The organism is Methylocystis bryophila (assembly GCF_027925445.1).
GTDB classification, from domain to species: domain Bacteria; phylum Pseudomonadota; class Alphaproteobacteria; order Rhizobiales; family Beijerinckiaceae; genus Methylocystis; species Methylocystis bryophila.
In genome coordinates, this window is record NZ_AP027149.1 from 2,986,890 (window position 1) to 3,007,972 (window position 21,083).

The following is a 21,083-nucleotide window of genomic DNA, read 5'->3' on the forward strand; positions in this document are numbered from 1 at the left end:
CGGCCATGCTTTTGTCGAAATTAAAATGCGATCCCGGTTACCCGGTAACCCTAAGTTTTCGTTTACTGTGGCGCCGTCGCAACACTGCCGTCCGCTCTCCGAGCCTCGCTCCCATCAAGATCGATCTCACGCCATGCAAAAGCCCCCGCCTCGCCTCTTCGATCGCAGGCTTCTGCGCCGAAGGCTCTCTCGCGCCCTCGACAAGCGCGCGCCGGATTTTCTCATCGCGCGCGCCGCCGACGACCTCGAGGATCGTCTGTCTGCGATCAAGCGTCCCTTCCCGCGCGCGCTCGATCTCGGCACGCCGACGCCGCATTTCGCGCGCGCGCTCACGACGCCGAAACGTCCGGCGCCGATGCGCGCCGCGCTCGCGCTGGGACCAGAGGAACAGGGCCTGCGGCTCGTCGTGGACGAAGAGGCCCTGCCTTTCGCGGCCGCCTCGCTCGATCTCGTCGTCTCGGGCCTCGCGTTGCAATGGGTGGACGATCTGCCCGGCGCCTTCGCGCAGATCCGGCGCGCGCTGGCGCCGGACGGGCTGTTCCTCGCTTGCATGATCGGCGGCGTGAGCCTTTTCGAGCTGCGCCAGGCGCTCATCGAAGCCGAGAGCGAGATTTCGGGCGGCGCGAGCCAGCGCGTTTCGCCTTTCGTCGATATGCGCGATCTCGGCTCCCTCCTGCAGCGGGCAGGCTTCGCGCTGCCGGTGACGGATGTGGACAGCTTCACCCTGCGCTACGACTCGATGCTCGCGCTCTGCGCGGAGCTTCATCTGATGGGCGCAGGAAATGTCTTGCGCGCGCGCCGCCCGCTGCCGCGAAGGGCGCTGCTGCGCGCCGCAGAGATCTACGCCCAAAAATTCTCGGATCCCGACGGCCGCGTGCGCGCGACGATCGAGATCGTCTGGCTCTCCGGCTGGGCGCCGCATGAGAGCCAGCAGAAGCCGCTAAAGCCTGGATCGGCGGAGATGCGGCTCGAGGATGCGGTGAAGGCTGCGAGGGAGGGGAAGTAGGCGCGCCGTCCCCGGTCCTCCCCTAGCGCTGCAGGCGCAGCTTGCGCCATTCGTCTGATGGCGGCGAGCCTGGCGAGCGGCGGCCTTTGTTAAGGATGCGCGAAGCGCGCCGCTTTCGGCGGGGACCCCGCGCCCCACGAACTCGCTTTTTTTGCTTAACGTCCGGTCCCCATTTCCAGGAGCACGACATGCAATTCCATCGCGTGCTCTCGCCTGACGGCAGCTCGATTGAGACGCAAGCGCGCATTAACGACGAATGGCGCAAGATCGACGCGCCGTCTTCGGTTTTCTCGCCCGAATGGGAGCTCGCAAAGCGCAGGGAGCGCGGTCTTTCCCCTGCCCTGCCGCTGCTTCCCTTCCAGCCGCTCTCCTTTCGCGACTTCATGCTCTTCGAGCGCCACGCGATCGACGCCGCGCGCGGCTGGGCGAGGCGCTTCGCGCCGCGCGCCTTTCGCCTCGCGCGCGCCTACGAAGCGCTCACGGGCCGTGACTTTCCCGCCTTCAGGCCCGCGTCGCTCTATTACCGCCAGCCGATCTATTACATGGGAAACGCGCTCTCTTTCGTCCCAAGCGGCGCGCCGGTCGCGGCGCCCGCTTATTCCCAAGCGCTCGATTACGAGTTGGAGTTGGGCTTCGTCCTCGGCGCTCCGCTCTTCAATGCCACGCCGCAAGAGGCGGAAGCCGCGATCGGCGCTTTCGTCGTGTTGAACGATTTCTCCGCCCGCGACGTGCAGCGCGACGAGATGCAGAGCGGCTTCGGCCCACAAAAGGCTAAGCATTTTTTGAGCTCCATGTCGCAGACGGCGGTTACGAAGGACGAGATCCTGCCGCGCCTCCCGCGGCTCGAGGCGCATGTCGAGATCAACGGCGAACGCGTCGCCGAGACCAATTTTGCCGGCATGCGCTATTCTCTCGGGGAGGCGCTCGCCTTCGTCTCGCAAAGCGAGCCGCTCTTCGCCGGCGAGCTTTTCGGTAGCGGCACGCCGACCGGCGGCAGCGGCATGGAGATCGGCCGCTGGCTGAAAATCGGAGACCGCCTGCGCCTCGTGATCGAAGGCGTCGGCGAGATCGCGCATGAAATCGTCGAGCGGGATCGGTAAAGTGACGGACCCAGGCGTCGTCGACGTCTCGCATGGCGCTCTTGCGGTTGATGTGCTGCGAGACAAGCTCGCGCGCATCCCGTCTTGGAGCGCAATGACAAGTCGGTTCTCATGGAAAGAGGCCTCATGACCGCCGTCCGCCCCAAGCGCATCGTCGATCTCTCGAAGGAGATCTTCGACAATCCGAACGAACCATTCTTCATGCGCGTGAAGATCAAGCATTATGCGCATGGCAAGGCGCGCTGGCTCGTGCGGCTGCTGGGGCTTCCCTTCCGGCTCTTCCCCAGGGATTTCGCAGGCTGGGCGGACGACACGATCACCAAGATGGGCGTGCATTCGACGACGCATATCGACGCGCCCTGGCATTACGGCCCGACGCTCGCCGACGGGAGCCGTCCCGCCTCGATCGACGAGATGCCGCTCGAGCTTTGCTTCGGCCCCGGCGTCGTGTTCGACATGCGCCACAAGGAGGACGGCGAGGAGATCACCGTCGCCGACATGGAGGCGAGCTTAGCCGCGAGCGGGGCGACGCTCGGGCCGGGCGTCATCGCGCTGATCATGACCGGGCGCGATCGGCTGCAGGGAACGAAAGACTACTGGAAAAGCGGAACCGGCATGAGCGCGCAAGCCACCGAATGGCTGATCGACAAAGGCGTCCTCGTGATGGGCGTCGACCAATGGGGATGGGATCGTCCCTTCCGCAATCAGATCAAGGACGCCAAGGCCAAGAACGACGCGACGATCTTTTGGCAGGGACATCTCGTCGGGCGGCGTAAGCCCTATTGGCAAATGGAACAGCTTCGCGGTCTCGATCAGCTTCCGACCCACGGCTTCGACGTCGCGGTGTTTCCGCTGCGCCTCAAGGCCGCATCCGCCGCGCCGGCGCGCGTCGTGGCTTTCCTTTACGCGTGAAGAGCGAAACGATCCGCGAGCAGATCAATCTCGCAAAGGGCGGCGCGGTCCACGATCCCGCTCTGGAGATTTGAACCTCGCCAAAATATACGAGGCTGTTCATCATGTTCACGATGTATTGGGTCTATGACTACCCGAGCTGGCAGATGGGTCTCTTGTTTGTCGGCGTGCTTGTCACGCTGACCTGGGGCGGCATACTTGTTGCCCGTGCGACCATTCATGCCCGGATCCACAGCGATAGACGCACCAACGATATGGTGGGTTTGGCGCTGACGGGGTACTTCGCGCTCTTCGGCCTCTTGATCGGCCTCATCGCCGTAGCCAGCTATCAGAATTTTTCCAACACGATCGACCTTGTCGACAAGGAAGCCGGCAGCATTGGAGCGCTTTCACGCGATCTCAGCGCCTATCCCCAAGCTATTCGGGGCCAATTGTTGGATCAATTACGAGAATACACCCGCCAAACGATCGAGGACGACTGGCCAGAGCAACGCAAGGGCGTTGTCCCCAATGGCGGCACCGAACGCGTTAACGCGCTCGGGACGACTTTGTTCGCATTCGAGCCAAGCAAGAAGAGCGAGGAAATCATCCATGTGGAGGCTTTGACCCAATTCAATCACCTTCTAGAACTCCGCCGGCAACGGCTGGCGAATGTCACCCTCGGTTTGCCCGCCACGGTGTGGGAAGTGGTCCTTTTTGGCGCTCTGCTGAGCATCGCCTTGATCTGGTTGCTGGACATGGAACTGCATGTCCATCTGATCCTCGGCGGCATCCTCGCGTCGATGCTCGCCGCCGTGATTTTCCTCACCGTCGCCATGGACAACGCCTTTCGTGGAGAGGTGAGCGTCGGCCCGGAGTCCATCGCGCTCGTTTATGACACGTTGCCGAGGGCGGATAGGACGACGAACAACCCCGAGCCGCCTTCGGCCAGATCGCAAGCGACATCGAATAGCGCGCCGACACTCTCGGCGAAGCCAGAGGAAGTCCGGCCCCCCTCCGCAAAGCCCGCCGCTTCCAACGCCTCGTACAGAGCGAGCCGCAACAAACGACATCTCCGCTGAAGCAGATCGCTCGGCGTCGACTGCGGCGGCAATGGCGGGCGATAATGTCCAGAAATTCGTCAGCCTCGTCTCCGGCCGACGGCCTTAAGGGGCCTAGTTTTCTGCTGCGGAGAGAGGCGCGATCCTGCTCGCTGTGACATAATTGCAACACCGTCCGAGAAAATCGGATCTGCACAAATTCCCAGCTTTGCTCCAACCAGAAACCCTTTTAGCTTGAGCGCGAAGCAGATCATCTACAGATCGATTACGCAGAAAGTCAGCCCAATATTTCCACTTTTGAGTGCGCGCGACCGACGCCTTTGAGAAAGGCGCCGTCAGAAGAGCCTCCCCCCAAAGGCTGGCGCATTTTAGCGCGAGGAAAAGCTTCAGAAACGCAGCCATTATATTTATAAAGCACGCAGGAATAGTTCGTTTGGTTTCGATTTTGCATTGTCAACGACGACGCTACGTCATATAAATAAAATAAATAGCGACTGTCCCCTGCTGTCGAGCGGGGTGCACAAGGCGCCGTCAGGGGACGTGAGACCCACGATGTCGAACACCAACTTCAAGCCGACGCCTGCCGCGAGCCCCGGCGGCGCGCGTCGAGCAATGGAGCCCGGAATGAACAAGAGATCTTCGCAACGCCTCCGACGGTTGATCGCGTGCGCGCTGCCGGCGGCGCTCGCCGTCGGCGCCCTCAGCATGGCCGCTGCGCCCGCGCAGGCCCAGTTGGCGGTCGACGGCCCCGGCCTGCCCAGCTCGGTCACGCCGACGCCGGGAGAGAGCTTGTGGAACATCGTAAGCAGCGCCGCGATTCCGACCCCGGTGGGCTTCAACAGCAAAAACTCCCAGCTGCGCGGCTATGTGATGGCCTTCGGCGGCGGCACGGAGTCCGTCTTCTCACTGGGCGAGCTCAATCCGAGCTTCGGCGGCACGAATCTGGCGCCTTACATCTCCGTGAGTGGCGGCAACTATTCGCTCATCGATCCAAATCCGGGCGCCTCGGGCCGGGACGTGTCCAATCTGACGCAGCTGGTGATCGGATGGGCGCCAGCGGCCGCAGGACCAGGAGGCCAATCGACGGCTGTGACGCTTTCCGGGCTGACCAACAGCGCCGGCTCCTATGACATTACCGCTCTCGAGAATCTCCCGTCGGTGCAGGTTTCAGCGGGCGGCGGCGCCTACACGGGCGCGCCGTTGTTCAACTTCGTCAACACGAGCCAGCCGGGCTCGGTGACCAGTCAGATCGTGGAGTTTACGGCCACGGACGGATATGTCGTGACCTACTCCCTGGCGGAGTTGGATCCGGCGTTTGGCGGGAGCTTGAACAATATTCTCGCCTATGCCTCCACCGGCAGCGACTTCCCTGCCGACGCGATCGCGCGAACCCTCTCCCCCAATGACAGCAAGCATGGCCGGTGGGTTTCCAACCTGAACTCGGTGGTGGTGGAGCTCGCGAGCCCCGCGCCCGTCCCCGGAGCGGGAATCCTCAGCCTCGGCTTCTTGATCCTCTTGGGATTGAGCGCCAGGACGGGCGACATCGGCGCCGCGCTGCGCCGCCTGTGGGCGTAATCCGCTCAACTTGAAACAGTGCGCGCTGCGCGGCCTCCGCCGGACGCCTCCGGCGGAGGCTTTTCGATCCGAGGAGAACCCTCTTAAGCTTATCTATACTCTGGTTGACCCATCGAAGGTAAAGGGCGAAATTGATGTTCGAAGTCATTACGCTATTATGGATCGCGATCATCCTGCTCGGCGCAGGTTGAGGGAGCGGAGCAACCGCCGCTATATCAAAGGAGGCGAGACATGTCCGTACTCACTGATTTAGCCATTCAGCTCATCGCGGGCGCGATCGGCGGCAACGCCGCCGGCGGGTTGCTCAAAAACATCGATCTCGGTCCCATCGCCAAGACCATCAGCGGCGCCGTCGGCGGCGGCATCGGGGGCCAATTGTTGCAAGCGGTCATCCCCGCTCTCGCAGGAGCCGCCTCGGCGCCGGGCGGCTTCGACATTGCGGCCGCGGCTGGCCAGGCCGTCGGAGGCGGCGTGACGGGCGCAATCGTCACCGTGATCGTTGGTCTCATCAAGAATTCCCTCATGAAAAAGGCTGCGTGACGACGCCTGCCGGGCGCTCAGAGCAGTGGCGGGAAAATTTTGCGCAATGGTTCTCGAATGTCGCGAAGCCAAACGCTGAAGCCAAACGCTAATGTCGCTTCTCGTCGAGGACCTTCAGTACGCGCGCACACTTGGAGAAGCAACTCAGGGAGCGGAAACATGGGATTGTTGGATGGAATACTCGGCGGCGTCATCGGCGCCGGAGCTTTCGCGGTCGTGCAGCATTACATTGAAAGTCATGGCGGGATTGAGGGCGTCGCCGCCGAGCTTGAACAGACCGGCTATGGACAGCAGGTGAAATCCTGGATCGGCGACGGCTCGAATCTGCCGATAAACGCCGATGACGTGAAAAAAGCCTTGGGATCGGAAAAGCTGAAGAAGATCGCCGCTGCGACGGGCGTCCCGATCGATCAGGCCGCCGAATATCTCGCGGAGCACCTTCCGACGGCGGTCGATAAATCAACGCCGGGCGGGAAACTTCCGCCCGCCGCGTAGCTCGTTCTCGCTCGCACGCAACTTGCAAAACGGGGCGGCCAGATGGCGCGCAAACGTCCCAATTGGCCCGGACTTCTCGCCGATACCGTGAGGATGGGCTTCGAGGCCAATCTCGTCATCGCCATGCGGCTCGCCAAAATCGCATCGGGCGCCGGCGCAAAGGCGGAGAGTCGGCGCATGGTCGAGGAGAAGGTCCGCGCGGCCCAGCAGGCCAGCGTCTCTGCGGCGCGAGCCGTGCTCTCGGGCAAGGCGCATCTGGCGCCGAAGCGCGCCCTGAGCGTCTACGAAAAGCGCGTGCGCAAGAATCTACGCCGCTTGACGAAATGAGAGCGGCGCCAAGACTTGGCTCTCTCGCCCAAGACTTGGCTCTCTCGCCCAAGGGCGCCGCGTCGACGCAAAAAAATCGGCCCGACCGGATCCGGGTCGGGCCGAGGTTACCTAAGGAGGTCTGGTAAGCAGGTAGGGCGCCCGCGCGTCGAATCCAAGGGCGAACGCCTCTCACTCGTCGTTTTCAGCGGTCAGATCCTCGACGGCTATTGAGATGGGAGCCGAACCCCGCTGCTTCTGCAACCGGACTCCCGCGCCCTCCCCGTTCTCGGCAAGGAAAATGACGCCCGCCGCCTCGAGCGTGGCGATAATCTTGGCGCCTGTCTCTGCGCGTCCGCCAAGATCACCCTCTTGGGCTTCGAGACGCGCAACGGTCGGCTCCGAGACGCCTGAAGCTTCGGCCAACGCGCTTTGCGACCACGCGAGCAAAGCCCGCGCCGCCTTGACCTGTCTGACAGAAACCACAGCTTTCTCCTTCCTGCAGTTTGCATCGTCAGCCTATTTAATAGAATTTCTATCATAAATCAGTTGCCCAAGCAAGCGACGCGGCGCAGGTGGACCCTTCGTGACGAAGCGCGCTGCCGCCGCATGCTTGCCCGTCAGAGTCGCGTTTCTAAGTGTGATGCTGTACCTAGCTGGCGCCTGTTCAATTGAGCAGGCCAGCTAAAAGGGGAGAATTTTCGATGGAACGTCGTGAGTTTATGACGAGTCTCTGCGCCTCCGCCGCTGTCTTGTCAGCCGTGCCGGCAATTGCGGAAGAGGCCGCGACGGGCGTGCAGCACATGCATCCGCCGAAATACAAGGCCTTGAGCGAGTCGGCCAGCAAATGCGTCCTCGAAGGTGACAATTGCTTGCGTCACTGTTTCGGCATGCTGTCGATGAACGATGCGAGCATGGCCGACTGCACGAAGGCTTCCTACGACCTCATCGCCGCCTGCCGCGCGCTGGAAACGCTCGCCGCTGTCAATTCGTCCTTCACGCCGGCTTTCGCCAAGACCGTCGCCGACATTTGCCTGGCGTGCAAGAAGGAATGCGACAAGTTCCCGCAATACTCGGAGTGCAAGGCCTGCGGCGACGCCTGCAAGGCTTGCGCGGACGAGTGCCACAAGGTCGCCGCCTGACGGGAGCGCAGCGACGTCGAGTCGCGCGCCCTTCGCTCAACGAGAGCGACGAACGCGCGACTCGCTTTTTCCGCCGCCTTGCTCCACGACTATTACTCCACGATGCCGATGTAAGGCAGATGGCGATATTTCTCCGCGTGGTCGACGCCATAGCCGGCGACGAACACATCCTCGATTTGAAAACCGATGAAATCGATACGCACTTCGACCTCTCTTCGCTGCGGCTTGTCGAGCAGCGCGCAGGTCCAGAGGTCACCGATGTCACGCTCGCGCAATGAGGCGGCGGCAAAAGCAATCGAGCGGCCCGTGTCGACGATGTCGTCAATGAGAAGCACACGCCGTCCTTCGATGCCGCTCGGTAGGTCACCCAAGAGACGCACCTCGCCGCTGCTCGCCGTGGCGAGACCATAGCTGCTCAGCCGCAGGAATTCGATCTCGGGACAGGCGCCGGCGCGGTCCAAGGCGCGAGCGAGGTCGGCGACAAAGAAAGCCGCGCCTTTGAGAAGGCCGACCATGACGAAATCGCCAGGAATCGCTTGCACAATTTCGCCGGCGAGCGCTTCGACGCGCGCGGCGATTTCCGCCTCGCGAAAAAGAACGCGTATGCTCGCCATCCGCACCTCCTCGCTTCGCCGCGGAGACATATGCCCTTCGATCGCCATTGCCGTCCCGTTCCGCCGAGCTAGAGCGCGGTGCGTTTGAGGCCGGCCGCCCCGGAAACACTCCTATGACAGACTTCATCGAAGGTTTGCCGAAAGCCGAGTTGCACCTGCATATAGAAGGGACAATCGAGCCCGAGACCCTGTTTCGGCTGGCGGCCCGCAACGCCGTCGATTTGCGTTACGACAGCGTCGAGTCGCTGCGCGCCGCTTATGATTTCGGCAACCTCCAAGACTTCCTTGACCTTTACTACCAAGGCATGGCGGTCTTGCAAACCGAAGAAGATTTTTATGACGTCACCTGGGCCTATCTAGAAAAAGCTCATGCGCAAAACGTGCTTCACGCCGAGATATTTTTTGATCCGCAGGGCCACACGAGCCGTGGCGTCGCCTTCGAGACCGCATTCGAAGGCGTCTGGCGCGCGCTGGAGGACGGACGTGAGCGATTGGGCGTCAGCTCGCGGCTGATCCCCTGCTTTCTGCGCGATCGCGACGCCGACGAAGCCAAGGCCGCATTGGAGCAGGCGCTACATTATCGCGACCGCCTCATCGCCGTAGGCCTCGACTCGGCGGAACGGGGCAACCCGCCGGTGAAGTTCAAGGAAGTCTTCGATCGCGCGCGCGACGCAGGGTTGCTGACAGTCGCCCATGCGGGCGAGGAAGGTCCCGCAGACTATGTCCGCCAGGCGTTAGACGTGCTGCGCGTCGCCCGCGTCGACCACGGCAACCATGCCGCGGACGACCCCGCTCTCATGGAGCGCCTTGCGCGAGAGCGCGTGCCGCTGACCATGTGCCCGCTCTCGAACCTGCGATTGCAGGTGGTCGCCGATCTCCGGAACCACCCTTTGCGCAGGATGCTGGACAACGGCTTGCTCGTCACGGTCAACTCGGACGACCCGGCCTATTTTGGCGGCTATATCAACGAAAATTACAGAGCCGTTCAGAAGGCGCTGGGGCTCTCGAACGATGAGCTCGCACGCATCGCGCGCAACTCCTTCCACGCGGCGTTTCTGCCAGAGGAAGAGAAACGCGCGCTCACGCGCCGCGTCGACGAACACCAAGCGCATTGGGTCGAGTAGCGGGTTGCCTGGCTGGCGCTCTGCCCGACGCCCCGAAGCCAGAAGAGCGTCGTGTTGCGCCGACGACCGCGCCAACAGCAAATGTCATGGCAAGGCTAGCGTACGATATTGGATTTACGATTCGATGAAACTGATCCCGGTCGCAGCGAGACGCAAAGCGAGAGACGCAGCGCGAGTCAACGCAGAGCTGAGCTAAAAGCTGCGCTTGCACGCCTTATCGTCGCACGTCTCGTGCATGGCCAAGATCACGCCAAGGGCGACGCCTTAACGGTTCTCTCGAAGAAAATTCCCTAGCGGCAACGGCGATAGCGCCGCATACTCTCTCTGTCATGGAAGATGGGTCCGCTAGCATGCCGTCCTGGTTTCTCGAGTCCGGCCGCGATCCGGCAAGCGAGCTTTCTCACACCTATGATCCTTTGTTGGTTCTCGCCTCCGTCATTATCGCCTGCTTGGCGGGCTATGCCGCGCTGAGCGCCGCAGGACGCATCGCCACAACGAAAAAGAGCACAGCCAAATTCTGGTGGCTGCTGAGCGGGGCGCTCACGATGGGCGTCGGCGTTTGGACCATGCATTTCATCGGCATGCTGGCGTTCAGGCTTCCGATCCCAGTCGCCTACGACGTCCGCATCACCTTGTTGTCGACGGTTCCCGCGATCGTGGCGAGCGGCTTTATGCTTTGGCTCATCAGTCGATCTTTGATCGACACATCGAATCTGATGATTGGCGGCGCGCTGATGGGGCTCGGCATTGCCGCGATGCATTACACGGGCATGGCGGCCATGCTGATGGACGCCAGAATGCTTTTCGATCCCTTTCTCCTCGTCCTTTCTGTCTTTGTCGCGGTGGCGCTCGCCATCGTCGCGGCCTATGCCGGCTCATTGGTTACGACCAAAAGCGGAACCGCGCTTCTCAGCTGGCATAAGTTCGGGGGCGCATTGTTCATGGGTTGCGCCGTGGCCGGCATGCACTACACCGGCATGGCCGCGGCGCATATTTTCCCTAGCGACGGCGCTCCAATCGACCTCACCGGGGGCTTGGATCCACAGTACCTCGGCGGCTGGACAGGCACGGCCTCGCTTCTCATCGCGGCGCTAACGATTTTTGTGACCTTGGTCGATAGCCGCTTGGAGGCGGCGGACCAGGCTGTTCATCTCTTGCAGGAAGTCGCCGTGTCGGCCAATCAGGCGGACACAATCGACATAGCCCTTCAATCGGCTATCGGGGAGGTCTGCGCCTTCACCGGCTGGCCTCTGGGCCACGCCTATCTTCGGGACAGCGAGACCCCGAATGGTTTCAGGCTTACTGAAATCTGGCGCGCCAGCGATGACGAGCGCTTTATCGCATTCTCACGCGAGACGGAGCTCTTGCGGATTTCGCCCGGCGTCGGCCTGCTGGGTCAGGTCCTCGCCACCGGCAAGCCTGTTTGGACCATGGATATCGCACAGTCGCCGAATCTCATGCTGGCGAAACTCGCCAAAGGGCTGGGCATCAAGTCGGGATTTGCGTTTCCCGTGCTCGTCGGGAACGAGGTCGGCGCAGTGCTGGCGTTCTTTTCTCTGAGCACGAAAAAGCCCCACTTCGCTTTGCTGCAGGTGATGGCACACGTCGGCGCCCAGATTGGGCGGGTGCTAGAACGCCAGCGAGCCGCCGAAACGATAGAAAAATACAAACGACATCTCGAGGAGCTCGTCCAGGACCGGACCCGGGAGCTGCAGCGCAATAAGTCGTTGCTCGAAGCCATCGTAAAATCCAGTCCGAACGGACTCTTGCTGGTCGACGATGAAGGCCGCATCAAGATGACCAATGCGGCGCTGGACCAGATGTTCGGATATGAAGCGTCGGAGCTTCTTGGGCATCCGCTAAACACGCTCGTCCCGGAACCTGTGCGTGAAAAGCACGCGCTTCTCCAAAAGAGCTTTTTTCGGGATCGTAGATCCCGGGCAATGGGCCAGAGCGGCAATGATTTGCTCGGTCGGCGCAAGAATGGCTCCACTTTTCCCATTGAGGTCGCGCTCGCCTCCTTTACGACCGACGAGGAGCGATTTGTGCAGGCCACCGTCGCCGACGTTACGGAACGCAAAGGAGCCGAAAGCGCGCTGCGCGATTTGAACGCCAATCTGGAACGCAAAGTCCAAGAACGGACTCTCGCTTTAGCCGCCGCCAGCGCGGCCAAGAGCGAATTCCTAGCGAATATGAGCCATGAAATTCGCACCCCAATGAACGGGATGCTCGGACTTGCGCAGCTCCTGGAGGGAGAAGCGCTTTCGCAAGAACAGCTGGCGATGGTGCGCGGGCTGCGCCAGGCCGGCCAGTCGCTGCTCCAGATCCTCAACGACATATTGGACTTTTCGAAGATCGAAGCCGGGCAGTTGCGACTCGATTCCCGGCCGTTCGAGCTTGCGCCGTTGCTGACCCAGATAGCCAATCTCCTGGGGGTGACCGCGCTCAATAAAGGGCTCGCTCTCCATATCGCAGAGCCGCCTGTCTTTGCTGGCGGTCTGATTGGAGATCCGTTGCGGTTAGAGCAGGTTCTGATGAACCTCGTCGGCAACGCCATCAAGTTCACGGAAAACGGCAAAGTCACTTTGCGCGTCGAAGCGCGATCGATCACGTCCTCTCATGTCCGCCTTCGATTCGAGGTGCAAGACACCGGCATCGGATTGACTCCGCAACAAAAGGCAATCCTGTTCACGCCCTTCACCCAGGCTGACGGCGCCATCACGCGTCGTTTCGGCGGCACGGGCCTGGGGCTCTCGATTTGTAAGCGGCTGGTAGAGATGATGCAGGGAGAAATCGGTCTCGACAGCGCGCCGGGCGCTGGCAGCACCTTTTGGTTCGAAGCGTTGTTTGAGCGCTCGGCCGAGACGCAGGCGACAGACTTGGCGCCCGCCGCTGCCTCGCATGGGCACGGCATGCGGCTCTCGGGATTGCGATGCCTCGTCGTCGACGACAGTCGGATGAACCGGGAGGTCGTGGAACGCATGCTCAATCGGGAAGGCGCCCGCGCCGTACTTGCCGGAGACGGTCAACAAGCCTTGCAATATCTAAGCACGCAGAACGAAAATTTCGACGCCGTTCTCATGGACGTGCAGATGCCGGTCATGGACGGATTAGCGGCCACGCGGACCATCCGACAGGAGCTTGGCCTCGCGCATTTGCCAATCATCGTGCTCACCGCCGGGGTTCTGGCCGAGCAGCGTCGCCAAGCGACGGAGGCGGGCGCCACCGCTTTCCTCGCCAAGCCCATCGACCTGGACGAGCTCGTTGCCGTCCTGCTTCGTTGCGCCGCAGATCGCTCGTGCGCGCCCCATCCCGGCTAAATTCGCTTGGTCTGGCGATTGTAGAGCCTGCGATTGTTGATGTTTAGAGCGCGATTTGTGCGAGAAACCTTTTCCATTTTTCGCATCGCGCTCTAGGCCCGCCTATGCCTCATGAGACCCGAGACGCGCGAAAAACTTTGGATAATTCGTGTTGGCGGCGGGGTTCAAGCCCAATTTCTCGAGCGCGGCCTCAATGCGTTCGGGCATCTCATCCTCGATGCAGAAAGTCTCCTGACTCACGCCGTCGATCAAGAGCCGAGAGAACTCCGTTCTGCACCTGCAGAAGGAAAACACGCGGCGCGCCTTCGCGATCTTGACGGTTCGGAACGCGGGATCGGCGCCGATGACGTCGGCAAGAAACGCGTCCATCGGGTAACTCTGGCGACACGGCGCGGCAGGCGCCAGATCCAGAACCGCGAAGAAGAAGTCGATCGTCGACGCGGAGAGGGGAAAGCCCTGCTGCAGAACCACCTCCCAAAGCTCGAGGCCCGTGGCCGCGATCGCCTTGAGGCGCTTCACGTCCAGCAAGCCGTCCCGGATTTTCGCATTATGCGGCGAACGGGCGTTCGCGAGATACAACTCCTCGCTGTGCCGAGACGAAACCTGCGCCGAGGCGCCGATCTTCGCCTCGAGCTCGGCGAGGCTCGCGGCGAAGCAGCGCCACTCCCACCGGGGCGGCGGGCCCTCTCTTTGCACGTTCGCCGAATCCGTCATTGGTTCACCCGTGCACGCACGGGGCCGGTCTCACGATCCCGCGCCCAGCATGGGCGCGCCGAGCGTTTGCGCAATCAGGAAAAAATTGAGCGACAGCACCACACAGGCGGCCGCCGCCGCCAGGAGCTGGGTCAGACGGCTGTTCGCGAAAACTCCCATGATGTCGGCGCGCCCGGTGAAGAGGATCAACGCGATCATCGGCGCCGGCAAAGCGATGCTCAGCACCACCTGGCTCAGCACCAGCGCCTCGGTCGCGCCAGCGCCGAGCGCGACGACGACAAAGGCCGGCGCCATGGTGACGAGCCGACGCAACCAGAGGGGGATCTTGAAGCCGACGAAACCCTGCATGATCATTTGCCCCGCCATCGTTCCCACGGTGGAGCTGGAAAGACCCGAGGCGATCAGCGACAGCAGAAACACGCCGGCCGCGCCAGCGCCCAGCAGCGGCGTCAGCGTGTTATAGGCGGTCTCGATCTCGGCGACCTCGCTGTGGCCAATATGGAATGCGCCGGCCGCCATCACCACCATCGCCACATTCACCAAGCCGGCAATAGCGAGCGCGATCACCACCTCGCGGTTCGAGAAGCGCAGAAGCCGGCGCCGTTCCTGATCGTTGCGCGCCGGCGTGCGCGCCTGCATCAGCCCCGAATGCAAATAAATGGCGTGCGGCATCACGGTCGCGCCGACGACGCCGACGGCGATGAGCAGCGCGCCCGTATCAGCGATCCGCGGCGTCACCGCATGCGACGCCGCTTGAACCCAATCGACGGGAACGGTGAAGAGCTCGACGAGGTAGCAAAGCCCGATCAGCCCGACGAAAGCGCCGATCGCCAGCTCAAGCGGGCGAAACCCCAGCTTTTCGAACATCAATATGCCGTACGAAACGCCGGCCGTCGCCGTCATGCCGACGAGCAGCGGAACATGCAGAAACAGCGATAATCCGATCGCCCCGCCGAGCAGCTCGGCGAGATCGGTGGCCATGGCGGCGATTTCGCTGACGACCCACATCGACCAGACGACCGGAGGCGAAAACTGATCGCGGCAAACCTCCGCCAGGTTTTTCCCGGTCGCAATGCCCAGCTTGGCGGAGAGCGCCTGAAAGAGCATGGCGATGAGATTGGCGAGCAGCACGACCCAGAGAAGCCCGTAACCATATTTCGCGCCGGCTTGGATGTTGGTCGCGAAATTACCCGGATCCATGTAGGCGACCGAAGCCATCACGGCAGGGCCGGCGAAAACGAAGGAGACGCGCAGACCGCCGCTCTTGCCAGAGAGCGCGCGCTGCGCCGCGACAACGGTTTGAGCAGTCAGCGACGGAGGTTTCAAAACGGCTTCGGCGCGCATGGGCGGGTCAATCTCTGTAGCTTCGGCTACAAAAGAAGTAGTGAGCTTGAAATTGTTGGCAAGGCGGATATTCTGCTTCGAGCGAATTATGGCTCGAAGGTTTCCGCTTGAGCGGAAGGCGCGCTGGGCGTCGGCGCGCTAAATATGGGTTTGAGCGCGTGAGCCCGGCCGCGACAAACGCGCGGCGTGGGGACGCCGGGGTTCGTCGGATTAAGATGGCGAAGCAAGTCAAGAAGCATCGGGACCCAGCAGGCGGCGCCGCGCTTGCGCTTCCCGCCGAGCAGGTCCATGCGCGCCGCTTCACCAAGACGAGGGCGGCGCAGTCGGGCGCGCTGCACGAGGACTATGTCGAGCTTATCGCCGACTTGCTGGCGACGGCGGGCGAAGCCCGCCCCACCGACATTTCCCGTCGGCTAGGCGTCTCGCACGCGACCGCCATCAAAACCATCGCTCGATTGAAGCGCGAAGGACTCGCGACTGGCCTGCCCTATCGCGGGATCTTTCTGACCAAGGAAGGCCGTGAGCTGGCCGAACGCATCAAGGCGCGCCACAGGCTCGTCGTCGACATCCTCCTTGCGCTGGGCGTCCCGCGGGAGGCCGCCGAAGCCGACGCCGAAGGCATGGAGCATTTCGTCTCCGAGCCGACTCGAATGGCTTTTCTCGAATTTCTGAAATCGCAGCGCTCTCGTCCAGGCGCTGGCTCTGGAGAGGATCGTAGCGGCGACGTCGCGTGACGAATAGTGCCGGCGCAGCCTTCAACCCGGTCGCGCGCCCTCACCGTTGCGGCGCGACTCGCTCCTGCTCTCCGCTCGACCGGTAAATCCCCTCGATCCGGATGCGCGGAGCAAGAACGCGCAGGGGATAGGCGTGAGTTCCCGCCGCCCGATAGGCTTGCCAACCAAGGCCCGCGCCGAAAGGGGTCTCCAGGTTGATCGCGACGGCCGCAGCCGGCATGGTCAGCGCCAGGACGAAGGCTATGCTGGCCGCGAAGCGGATGGAGGTCATGCTCTTCCTCGAAGGCCAATCTTGCTCGAAGGCCAATCTTGCAGCATTAACTGGCGCGCGCGCCGGGGAGATCAAGTTTAAGTGGAATTATACAACTCATTGTCGAGACTATGCTGTTATCAGCACAATTAATACATAAGGGCTCACCCTAAGTAATACATAAGGGCTCACCCTAAGGCCCGGCCTGGCTTGAAAGGCTCGACGTGCTGACTTAATTGCCCGTGACACCGACGATGGCTTCGGCTGTCGCTAGAGCGCGATGCGAAAAAGTGGAAACCGGTTTTTCGCACAAATCGCGCTCTAAGCTTTTAGAATCGATCACGTTTTCTGCTTTCAGGCGATTCCGCCTGGAAGCCGCGTGATCCAGGAGCGCCCCGACCGCGGATGGACCGGCGGGGCGTTCTTCCTTGCGCGGCGAGGCCGCCAATGTGACTTTGGCGAGCTTGAAGTTCGCTCTAGGTCAATAAATGGCGGAAGGGGCGTCGCATTTGCTCGCTCTTCAAGCGGCTCCTCCCGCTTCAAGGGGCCCCTCCCGCGGCTTGACTCCTATCGTTTCGCGCGTTCGTCCTGATCGGAGGCTGCATGAAGAAGCTATTTTACGCCGGCCGCGTCCTATTGGGCTTGGCCACGGCGGTCGCGCTCTTCGCCCCAGGCGCGAAAGCTGCGAGCAAGGCTCCTGCTTGCGACAGCGATAACGGCGGACTTTCTCTCTCCCCGGGGTTTTGCGCGACGGTGTTCGCCGATAATCTCGGCCACGTCCGCCACATGGTCGTCGCCCCTGACAACACGCTCTACGCCAACAGTTGGAGTGGGCGATATTTTCCGCACGCCCCTCCTCCGCCCGGCGGCTTCCTGCTGGCTTTGAAGGATACGAAGGGCGCCGGCCGCGCAGACGTTGTCTCGAGGTTTGGCGTGACCGTCCAAGAGGGAGGAACCGGAGGCAGCGGGATTGCGCTGTTCAACGGCGCTCTCTACGCCGAAGAAAACGGCAGAATATTAAGATATCGCCTCGAGGAAGGCGCCTTGCCGCCGAAGGCGCCGCCGCAGGTCGTCGTTTCCGGCCTTCCCCTCACCGGCGACCATCCGATGCACCCCTTCGTCATCGACCGAGACGGCTCGCTTTTCGTTGACTTGGGATCGGCGACGAACGCCTGCCAGAGAGCGAACCGCATTCCGCTTTCCCCTGGCTTGACCCCTTGCGTCGAGAAGGAAACCCGCGCCGGCACATGGCGGTTTGACGCCAACAAGACCGATCAGGCTTTTTCGCCCGCCGAGCGCTATGCGAGCGGCAATCGCAACGGCGAGGGTTTCGCGTTTGACGAGCAGGGTCGTCTGTTCGTGACGCAGCATGGTCGCGATCAACTGTTCCAGAACTGGCCGGGTCTCTATACGCCGCAGCAGAGCGCGGAGCTTCCCGCCGAGGAGCTTCTCCTTCTCGAGAAAGGCGCCGACTATGGATGGCCCGAATGCTATTTCGATCAACAGCAAGGCAAGCTCGTGCTCGCGCCGGAATATGGGGGCGACGGCGGCAATAAAGTCGGCGACTGCGCGAACCGAACGCCGCCCGTCGCCGCGTTCCCCGGGCACTGGGCGCCGAATGATTTGTTGATCTACCGCGGGACGGCCTTCCCGGACGGGTATCGCGGCGGAGCCTTCATCGCCTTTCACGGCTCCTGGAACCGCGCCCCGCTGCCGCAGCAGGGCTACAACGTCGTGTTCCAGCCCCTTGCGGACGGGAAGCCGTCGGGCGCCTATGTGGTCTTCGCGGATGGCTTCGCCGGCGCGACCAAGGAGCCGGAAAAGGCGGCCTTCAGGCCAACGGGCTTAGCCGAAGGGCCTGATGGGGCGCTCTATATCGCCGACGACGTGCATGGCCGGATCTGGCGTATCGTCCATGTCGGCGGCGCCGCCGACCGCGTCGCCTCGGCGCCTCCGGTCCGCGCAGCGTCAACCTCCAGCTCCGCCCAGCCGCCGGAGGGCGTCGACCCCGAGGCGGGTCGGGCTCCGCCCTCACTCCCCGTCCCTCCTGGATCGAACGCCGATCTCATAGCTTTGGGAGACCGAGTGTTCCACGGTCAGGCGGCTGAGGGCTCCTGCAGCGGCTGTCACGGCTCCGACGGCGGCGGCACGCCCCAAGGACCGTCTTTGACGAAAGGGCGATGGCTTTGGAGCGACGGAAGCCTTGCGGGAATCGAAGCGACGATCGAGAAGGGCGTGCCCCATCCCAAGATATCTCTGGGCGTGATGCCGCCGCTCGGCGGCGCGCCGCTGACGAAGCGGGATCTCAAGGCGGTGTCGTCCTATGTCTGGGCGATCAGCCGAGCGGGCCAACAAAATCGGGATCAGAGATGATGGGGGTTTGTGGGGGCCTGCAAGCGAAGTAGGCGATCCGTCTGAACGCCGCGTGATCTAACGAAAAAGACGAGCTTCACGCATGTCGAGTTCTCGCTCGATGCGGCGTCGCGCCTCGTCATGCAACTCGCCGACGCGGTAAAGCGCGTTGATGCGCTCGCGCTCGGCCGCGATCAGCAGGCGCTCGACTTCATCGTGAAGCTCCGCAGGATGCGGCGCCGCCTGCGCGGCCTCCCCGTGCTCGTCAATGCGCTTCAATCGGTCCTGGTGCAGGAGACGAATGATGTCGAGCGCATCCGGCGAAGGATCGCGTTGGGTCGCTAGCTCTTCCAACGCGCTGACCGCCGCCCGCACCGCCTCGGCCCGCGCCCGGCGCTCCTCGACTCTCTCGGAGTCGCGTTCCTTACGCCCCGCATGGGCGAGGCCCAGCCTGCGGATGAGCCATGGCAGCATGAGGCCTTGGCCCACGAGGGTTATGAGGATCAACGCAAAAGTGAGAAGCAGAATCAGGTCGCGATAGGGGAACGGCAGCCCGGCGGCGGTCGCGATCGGAATGGAGAGCGCCGCAGCCAGCGAGACCATCCCGCGAACGCCGGTAAAGGCCAAAATGAAGGTCCATTGCCAGGGCGGCGAAGGGTCCCGCCGCCGGATCGCGGGAAACAGCCATCGCGGCAGATAGACGGCGGGAAACACCCAAATGAATCGCGCGAGGATCGTTACCGCCGCGATGACGGCAATCGAGAGGCCGAGCTGTGATAGCTGGAACTCGCCGATGCGGCTCGCGATGGCCCGCGCTTGCAAGCCGGTGATGAGGAAAACCATGCCTTCGATGACGTAGATGAATGACTGCCAGAAAAAAACGCCCTGCAGCCGCGTCGCGGCGCTGATCAGCCTCGGACCGTTCCAACTCGTGTAGAGGCCAGCCGCCACGGTCGCGAGCACGCCCGACCCGCCGAGCTGCGCTGGCGGCCAGAATGCAAAGAAGGGCGTCAAAGTCGATAAGACGATTTCGATCCGCGGCTCGTTCGCCCACCTCCTCAGCCTCAGCATCAGCCAGGCGACGCCGATCCCCCAGGTGATCTCGCCAGCGACAATGCCGGCGAATGCGCCGACGGCCTCGCCGAGGGAGAAGACGCCGACGCTGATGGCGGCAACTGCGAATCGGTAAAGGATCAGCGCAACGGCGTCATTGGCTAGGCCCTCGCCTTCGAGCACCACGAGGATCCGCCGCGGAATTTCCATTTTTCGCGCCACAGCGAGAGGCGCGACGGCGTCCGGAGGCGAAACGATGGCGCCGAGCAGCAGAGCGGCCGCCCAGTCCATGTGGAGAAGCCAATACACCGCGACCGCGACCGCGAAAGTGTTGAACAAGACGCCGCCGACGGACAGAAGCGCGATGGGGCGCAGATTGAAGCGGAACTCGCGCCAGCTCATGTTGAAGGCGGCGCTGTAAAGCACAGGCGGCAGGACGAGCAGCAAAACGACCTCCGGAGCGAGCTCCAAAGGGGGCAGACCGCCCAAGAACGAGAGCAGCAGCCCAATCAACACCAAGAGAATCGCCGACGGAACTTTCAGCCGCTCCGCAAGCATGGTCGCAGCCGCCAAGACGGCAAGCAGCAGGATGAGCATGCGGATGTTTTCGATCATTGAGAGGCCCCACTCCGGCTCGCCTCGGACGAGCGCAAGCCGGTCCGCCAATATATGGCCTCACCGATCCCAGCTATGCGTCGCCAATCCTGCGGCGCGTCGGGGGCGCTTTCTTCGGTTTTTCGAAGCGCGTTGGACTTCAGAAAGGAAAGTCCAGCTGCGCCTTCGCCAGCGCTTGCGGCGTCCCGATGTCCCTGTGATAGCGAGCGATGTCGAGCGCCTGGATGCGCCCCATCAGCAGCGGAATCACTTCCGTTGAAAAGTCTATGCTCTCTCGCCCGAAGCCCGCCATGAGCTCCATGACCTCCGGCTCAACCATGTAGACGGCGGCGTTAGCGAGATTTCCCGGGGGATTGGCGACCTTCTCATGAAAGGCCTGAACCAGTCCGGCCTCATTGACCTCCAATATGCCGCAGGAGCGCGGGTCGTCGGTGCGAAACGCGAGCATCGAGAGAAGGACGCCCGACGGTCGGCGCGCATGGCGCTCGAGAAAATCGCGCATGGGGAAGCTGGTCAAATTATCCGCATGGGCGACGAACAGCGGCTTGTGGCCTGCCCAGTGGCGATTGGCCAGGATCGTTCCGCCCGTGCCGAGCAGAATCTCCTCGTGAACGAGATCAACAGAATCTCGAAAGCGCGAATGCGCGACATGCGCCCTCACTTTTTCAGCAAGATGATGAGTGTTGATGAGAACGCGTTCGGCGCCCGCGGCGAACAGCGCATCAAACCAATAATCCAGGAGCGGGCGCCCCTTCACGTCGACGAGGCACTTGGGAGTGTTATCCGTCAGCGGCCGCAGCCTCGTTCCGAGGCCCGCCGCGAGAAGAAGCGCGCGCATGATCAGGCC

20 protein-coding genes are annotated in these 21,083 nt (G+C 62.6%); 13 read left to right on the forward strand and 7 right to left on the reverse strand.

Annotation, left to right across the window (positions count from 1 at the left end; translation table 11 throughout):
* The first annotated feature begins 133 nt into the window (after positions 1–133).
* From QMG80_RS13920 to QMG80_RS13955, 8 genes are all read left to right on the forward strand, one after another.
* Complete coding sequence (locus QMG80_RS13920; protein ID WP_085773352.1) at positions 134–1,006, forward strand: methyltransferase domain-containing protein; 873 nt, start codon at positions 134–136, stop codon at positions 1,004–1,006.
* 188 nt (positions 1,007–1,194) lie between these two features.
* The gene (locus tag QMG80_RS13925; protein ID WP_085773353.1) at positions 1,195–2,106 is read left to right on the forward strand and encodes a fumarylacetoacetate hydrolase family protein; all 912 of its coding nucleotides are present in this window, start codon (positions 1,195–1,197) and stop codon (positions 2,104–2,106) included.
* A 126-nt stretch (positions 2,107–2,232) separates the two neighbouring features.
* Positions 2,233–3,018, forward strand: a complete 786-nt coding sequence (locus QMG80_RS13930) for a cyclase family protein (RefSeq protein ID WP_085773893.1) — start codon at positions 2,233–2,235, stop codon at positions 3,016–3,018.
* Positions 3,019–3,122: 104 nt separating this feature from the next.
* Positions 3,123–4,079, forward strand: a complete 957-nt coding sequence (locus QMG80_RS13935) for a bestrophin-like domain (RefSeq protein ID WP_085773354.1) — start codon at positions 3,123–3,125, stop codon at positions 4,077–4,079.
* Between the two features lie 603 nt (positions 4,080–4,682).
* Positions 4,683–5,633, forward strand: a complete 951-nt coding sequence (locus QMG80_RS13940) for a hypothetical protein (protein ID WP_158658907.1) — start codon at positions 4,683–4,685, stop codon at positions 5,631–5,633.
* Between the two features lie 231 nt (positions 5,634–5,864).
* Positions 5,865–6,173: a hypothetical protein gene (locus tag QMG80_RS13945; protein ID WP_085773356.1), complete on the forward strand. Its 309-nt coding sequence runs from the start codon at positions 5,865–5,867 to the stop codon at positions 6,171–6,173.
* A 57-nt stretch (positions 6,174–6,230) separates the two neighbouring features.
* Positions 6,231–6,668: a YidB family protein gene (locus QMG80_RS13950; RefSeq protein ID WP_085773357.1), complete on the forward strand. Its 438-nt coding sequence runs from the start codon at positions 6,231–6,233 to the stop codon at positions 6,666–6,668.
* Positions 6,669–6,710: 42 nt separating this feature from the next.
* On the forward strand, positions 6,711–6,995 hold the full coding sequence (locus QMG80_RS13955; RefSeq protein ID WP_085773358.1) for a hypothetical protein: 285 nt from the start codon (positions 6,711–6,713) through the stop codon (positions 6,993–6,995).
* A gap of 171 nt (positions 6,996–7,166) precedes the next feature.
* Here the strand turns inward: QMG80_RS13955 and QMG80_RS13960 are convergent, their stop codons facing one another.
* On the reverse strand, positions 7,167–7,460 hold the full coding sequence (locus QMG80_RS13960; protein WP_085773359.1) for a helix-turn-helix domain-containing protein: 294 nt from the start codon (positions 7,458–7,460) through the stop codon (positions 7,167–7,169).
* Positions 7,461–7,678: 218 nt separating this feature from the next.
* On the opposite strand from QMG80_RS13960, the gene QMG80_RS13965 reads away from it, so the two are divergent.
* Complete coding sequence (locus QMG80_RS13965; RefSeq protein WP_085773360.1) at positions 7,679–8,116, forward strand: four-helix bundle copper-binding protein; 438 nt, start codon at positions 7,679–7,681, stop codon at positions 8,114–8,116.
* Between the two features lie 92 nt (positions 8,117–8,208).
* On the opposite strand, the gene hpt is transcribed toward QMG80_RS13965, so the two are convergent.
* On the reverse strand, positions 8,209–8,730 hold the full coding sequence (gene hpt / locus QMG80_RS13970) for a hypoxanthine phosphoribosyltransferase (RefSeq protein WP_085773894.1): 522 nt from the start codon (positions 8,728–8,730) through the stop codon (positions 8,209–8,211).
* Positions 8,731–8,843: 113 nt separating this feature from the next.
* On the opposite strand from hpt, the gene QMG80_RS13975 reads away from it, so the two are divergent.
* Positions 8,844–9,854: an adenosine deaminase gene (locus QMG80_RS13975; protein ID WP_085773361.1), complete on the forward strand. Its 1,011-nt coding sequence runs from the start codon at positions 8,844–8,846 to the stop codon at positions 9,852–9,854.
* Between the two features lie 350 nt (positions 9,855–10,204).
* Positions 10,205–13,174 (forward strand): MHYT domain-containing protein, encoded by a 2,970-nt coding sequence (locus tag QMG80_RS13980; RefSeq protein WP_158658908.1) that lies wholly within the window; start codon positions 10,205–10,207, stop codon positions 13,172–13,174.
* Positions 13,175–13,276: 102 nt separating this feature from the next.
* Here QMG80_RS13980 and QMG80_RS13985 read toward each other — a convergent pair whose 3' ends face one another.
* Together QMG80_RS13985 and QMG80_RS13990 are read right to left on the reverse strand one after the other, a co-directional pair.
* A complete protein-coding gene (locus QMG80_RS13985) occupies positions 13,277–13,888 on the reverse strand; it encodes a hypothetical protein (protein ID WP_085773363.1) in 612 nt (203 codons plus the stop codon).
* Positions 13,889–13,918: 30 nt separating this feature from the next.
* Positions 13,919–15,232 (reverse strand): Nramp family divalent metal transporter, encoded by a 1,314-nt coding sequence (locus QMG80_RS13990; protein ID WP_085773364.1) that lies wholly within the window; start codon positions 15,230–15,232, stop codon positions 13,919–13,921.
* A gap of 215 nt (positions 15,233–15,447) precedes the next feature.
* Here QMG80_RS13990 and mntR point away from each other — a divergent pair, with 215 nt between their 5' ends.
* Positions 15,448–15,966 (forward strand): manganese-binding transcriptional regulator MntR, encoded by a 519-nt coding sequence (mntR, locus tag QMG80_RS13995; RefSeq protein ID WP_085773365.1) that lies wholly within the window; start codon positions 15,448–15,450, stop codon positions 15,964–15,966.
* Between the two features lie 40 nt (positions 15,967–16,006).
* On the opposite strand, the gene QMG80_RS14000 is transcribed toward mntR, so the two are convergent.
* Positions 16,007–16,237: a hypothetical protein gene (locus QMG80_RS14000; RefSeq protein ID WP_085773366.1), complete on the reverse strand. Its 231-nt coding sequence runs from the start codon at positions 16,235–16,237 to the stop codon at positions 16,007–16,009.
* Between the two features lie 582 nt (positions 16,238–16,819).
* On the opposite strand from QMG80_RS14000, the gene QMG80_RS14005 reads away from it, so the two are divergent.
* Positions 16,820–18,589: a PQQ-dependent sugar dehydrogenase gene (locus QMG80_RS14005; RefSeq protein WP_085773368.1), complete on the forward strand. Its 1,770-nt coding sequence runs from the start codon at positions 16,820–16,822 to the stop codon at positions 18,587–18,589.
* Positions 18,590–18,646: 57 nt separating this feature from the next.
* On the opposite strand, the gene QMG80_RS14010 is transcribed toward QMG80_RS14005, so the two are convergent.
* Both QMG80_RS14010 and QMG80_RS14015 read right to left on the reverse strand, forming a co-directional pair.
* Entirely contained in the window at positions 18,647–20,236 is a 1,590-nt protein-coding gene (locus QMG80_RS14010) for a Na+/H+ antiporter (RefSeq protein ID WP_085773895.1), read from the reverse strand.
* 139 nt (positions 20,237–20,375) lie between these two features.
* Positions 20,376–21,074 carry a nucleotidyltransferase family protein gene (locus tag QMG80_RS14015; protein ID WP_085773369.1) on the reverse strand — a complete coding sequence of 233 codons (699 nt, stop codon included), beginning with the start codon at positions 21,072–21,074 and terminating at the stop codon, positions 20,376–20,378.
* Positions 21,075–21,083: the final 9 nt, after the last annotated feature.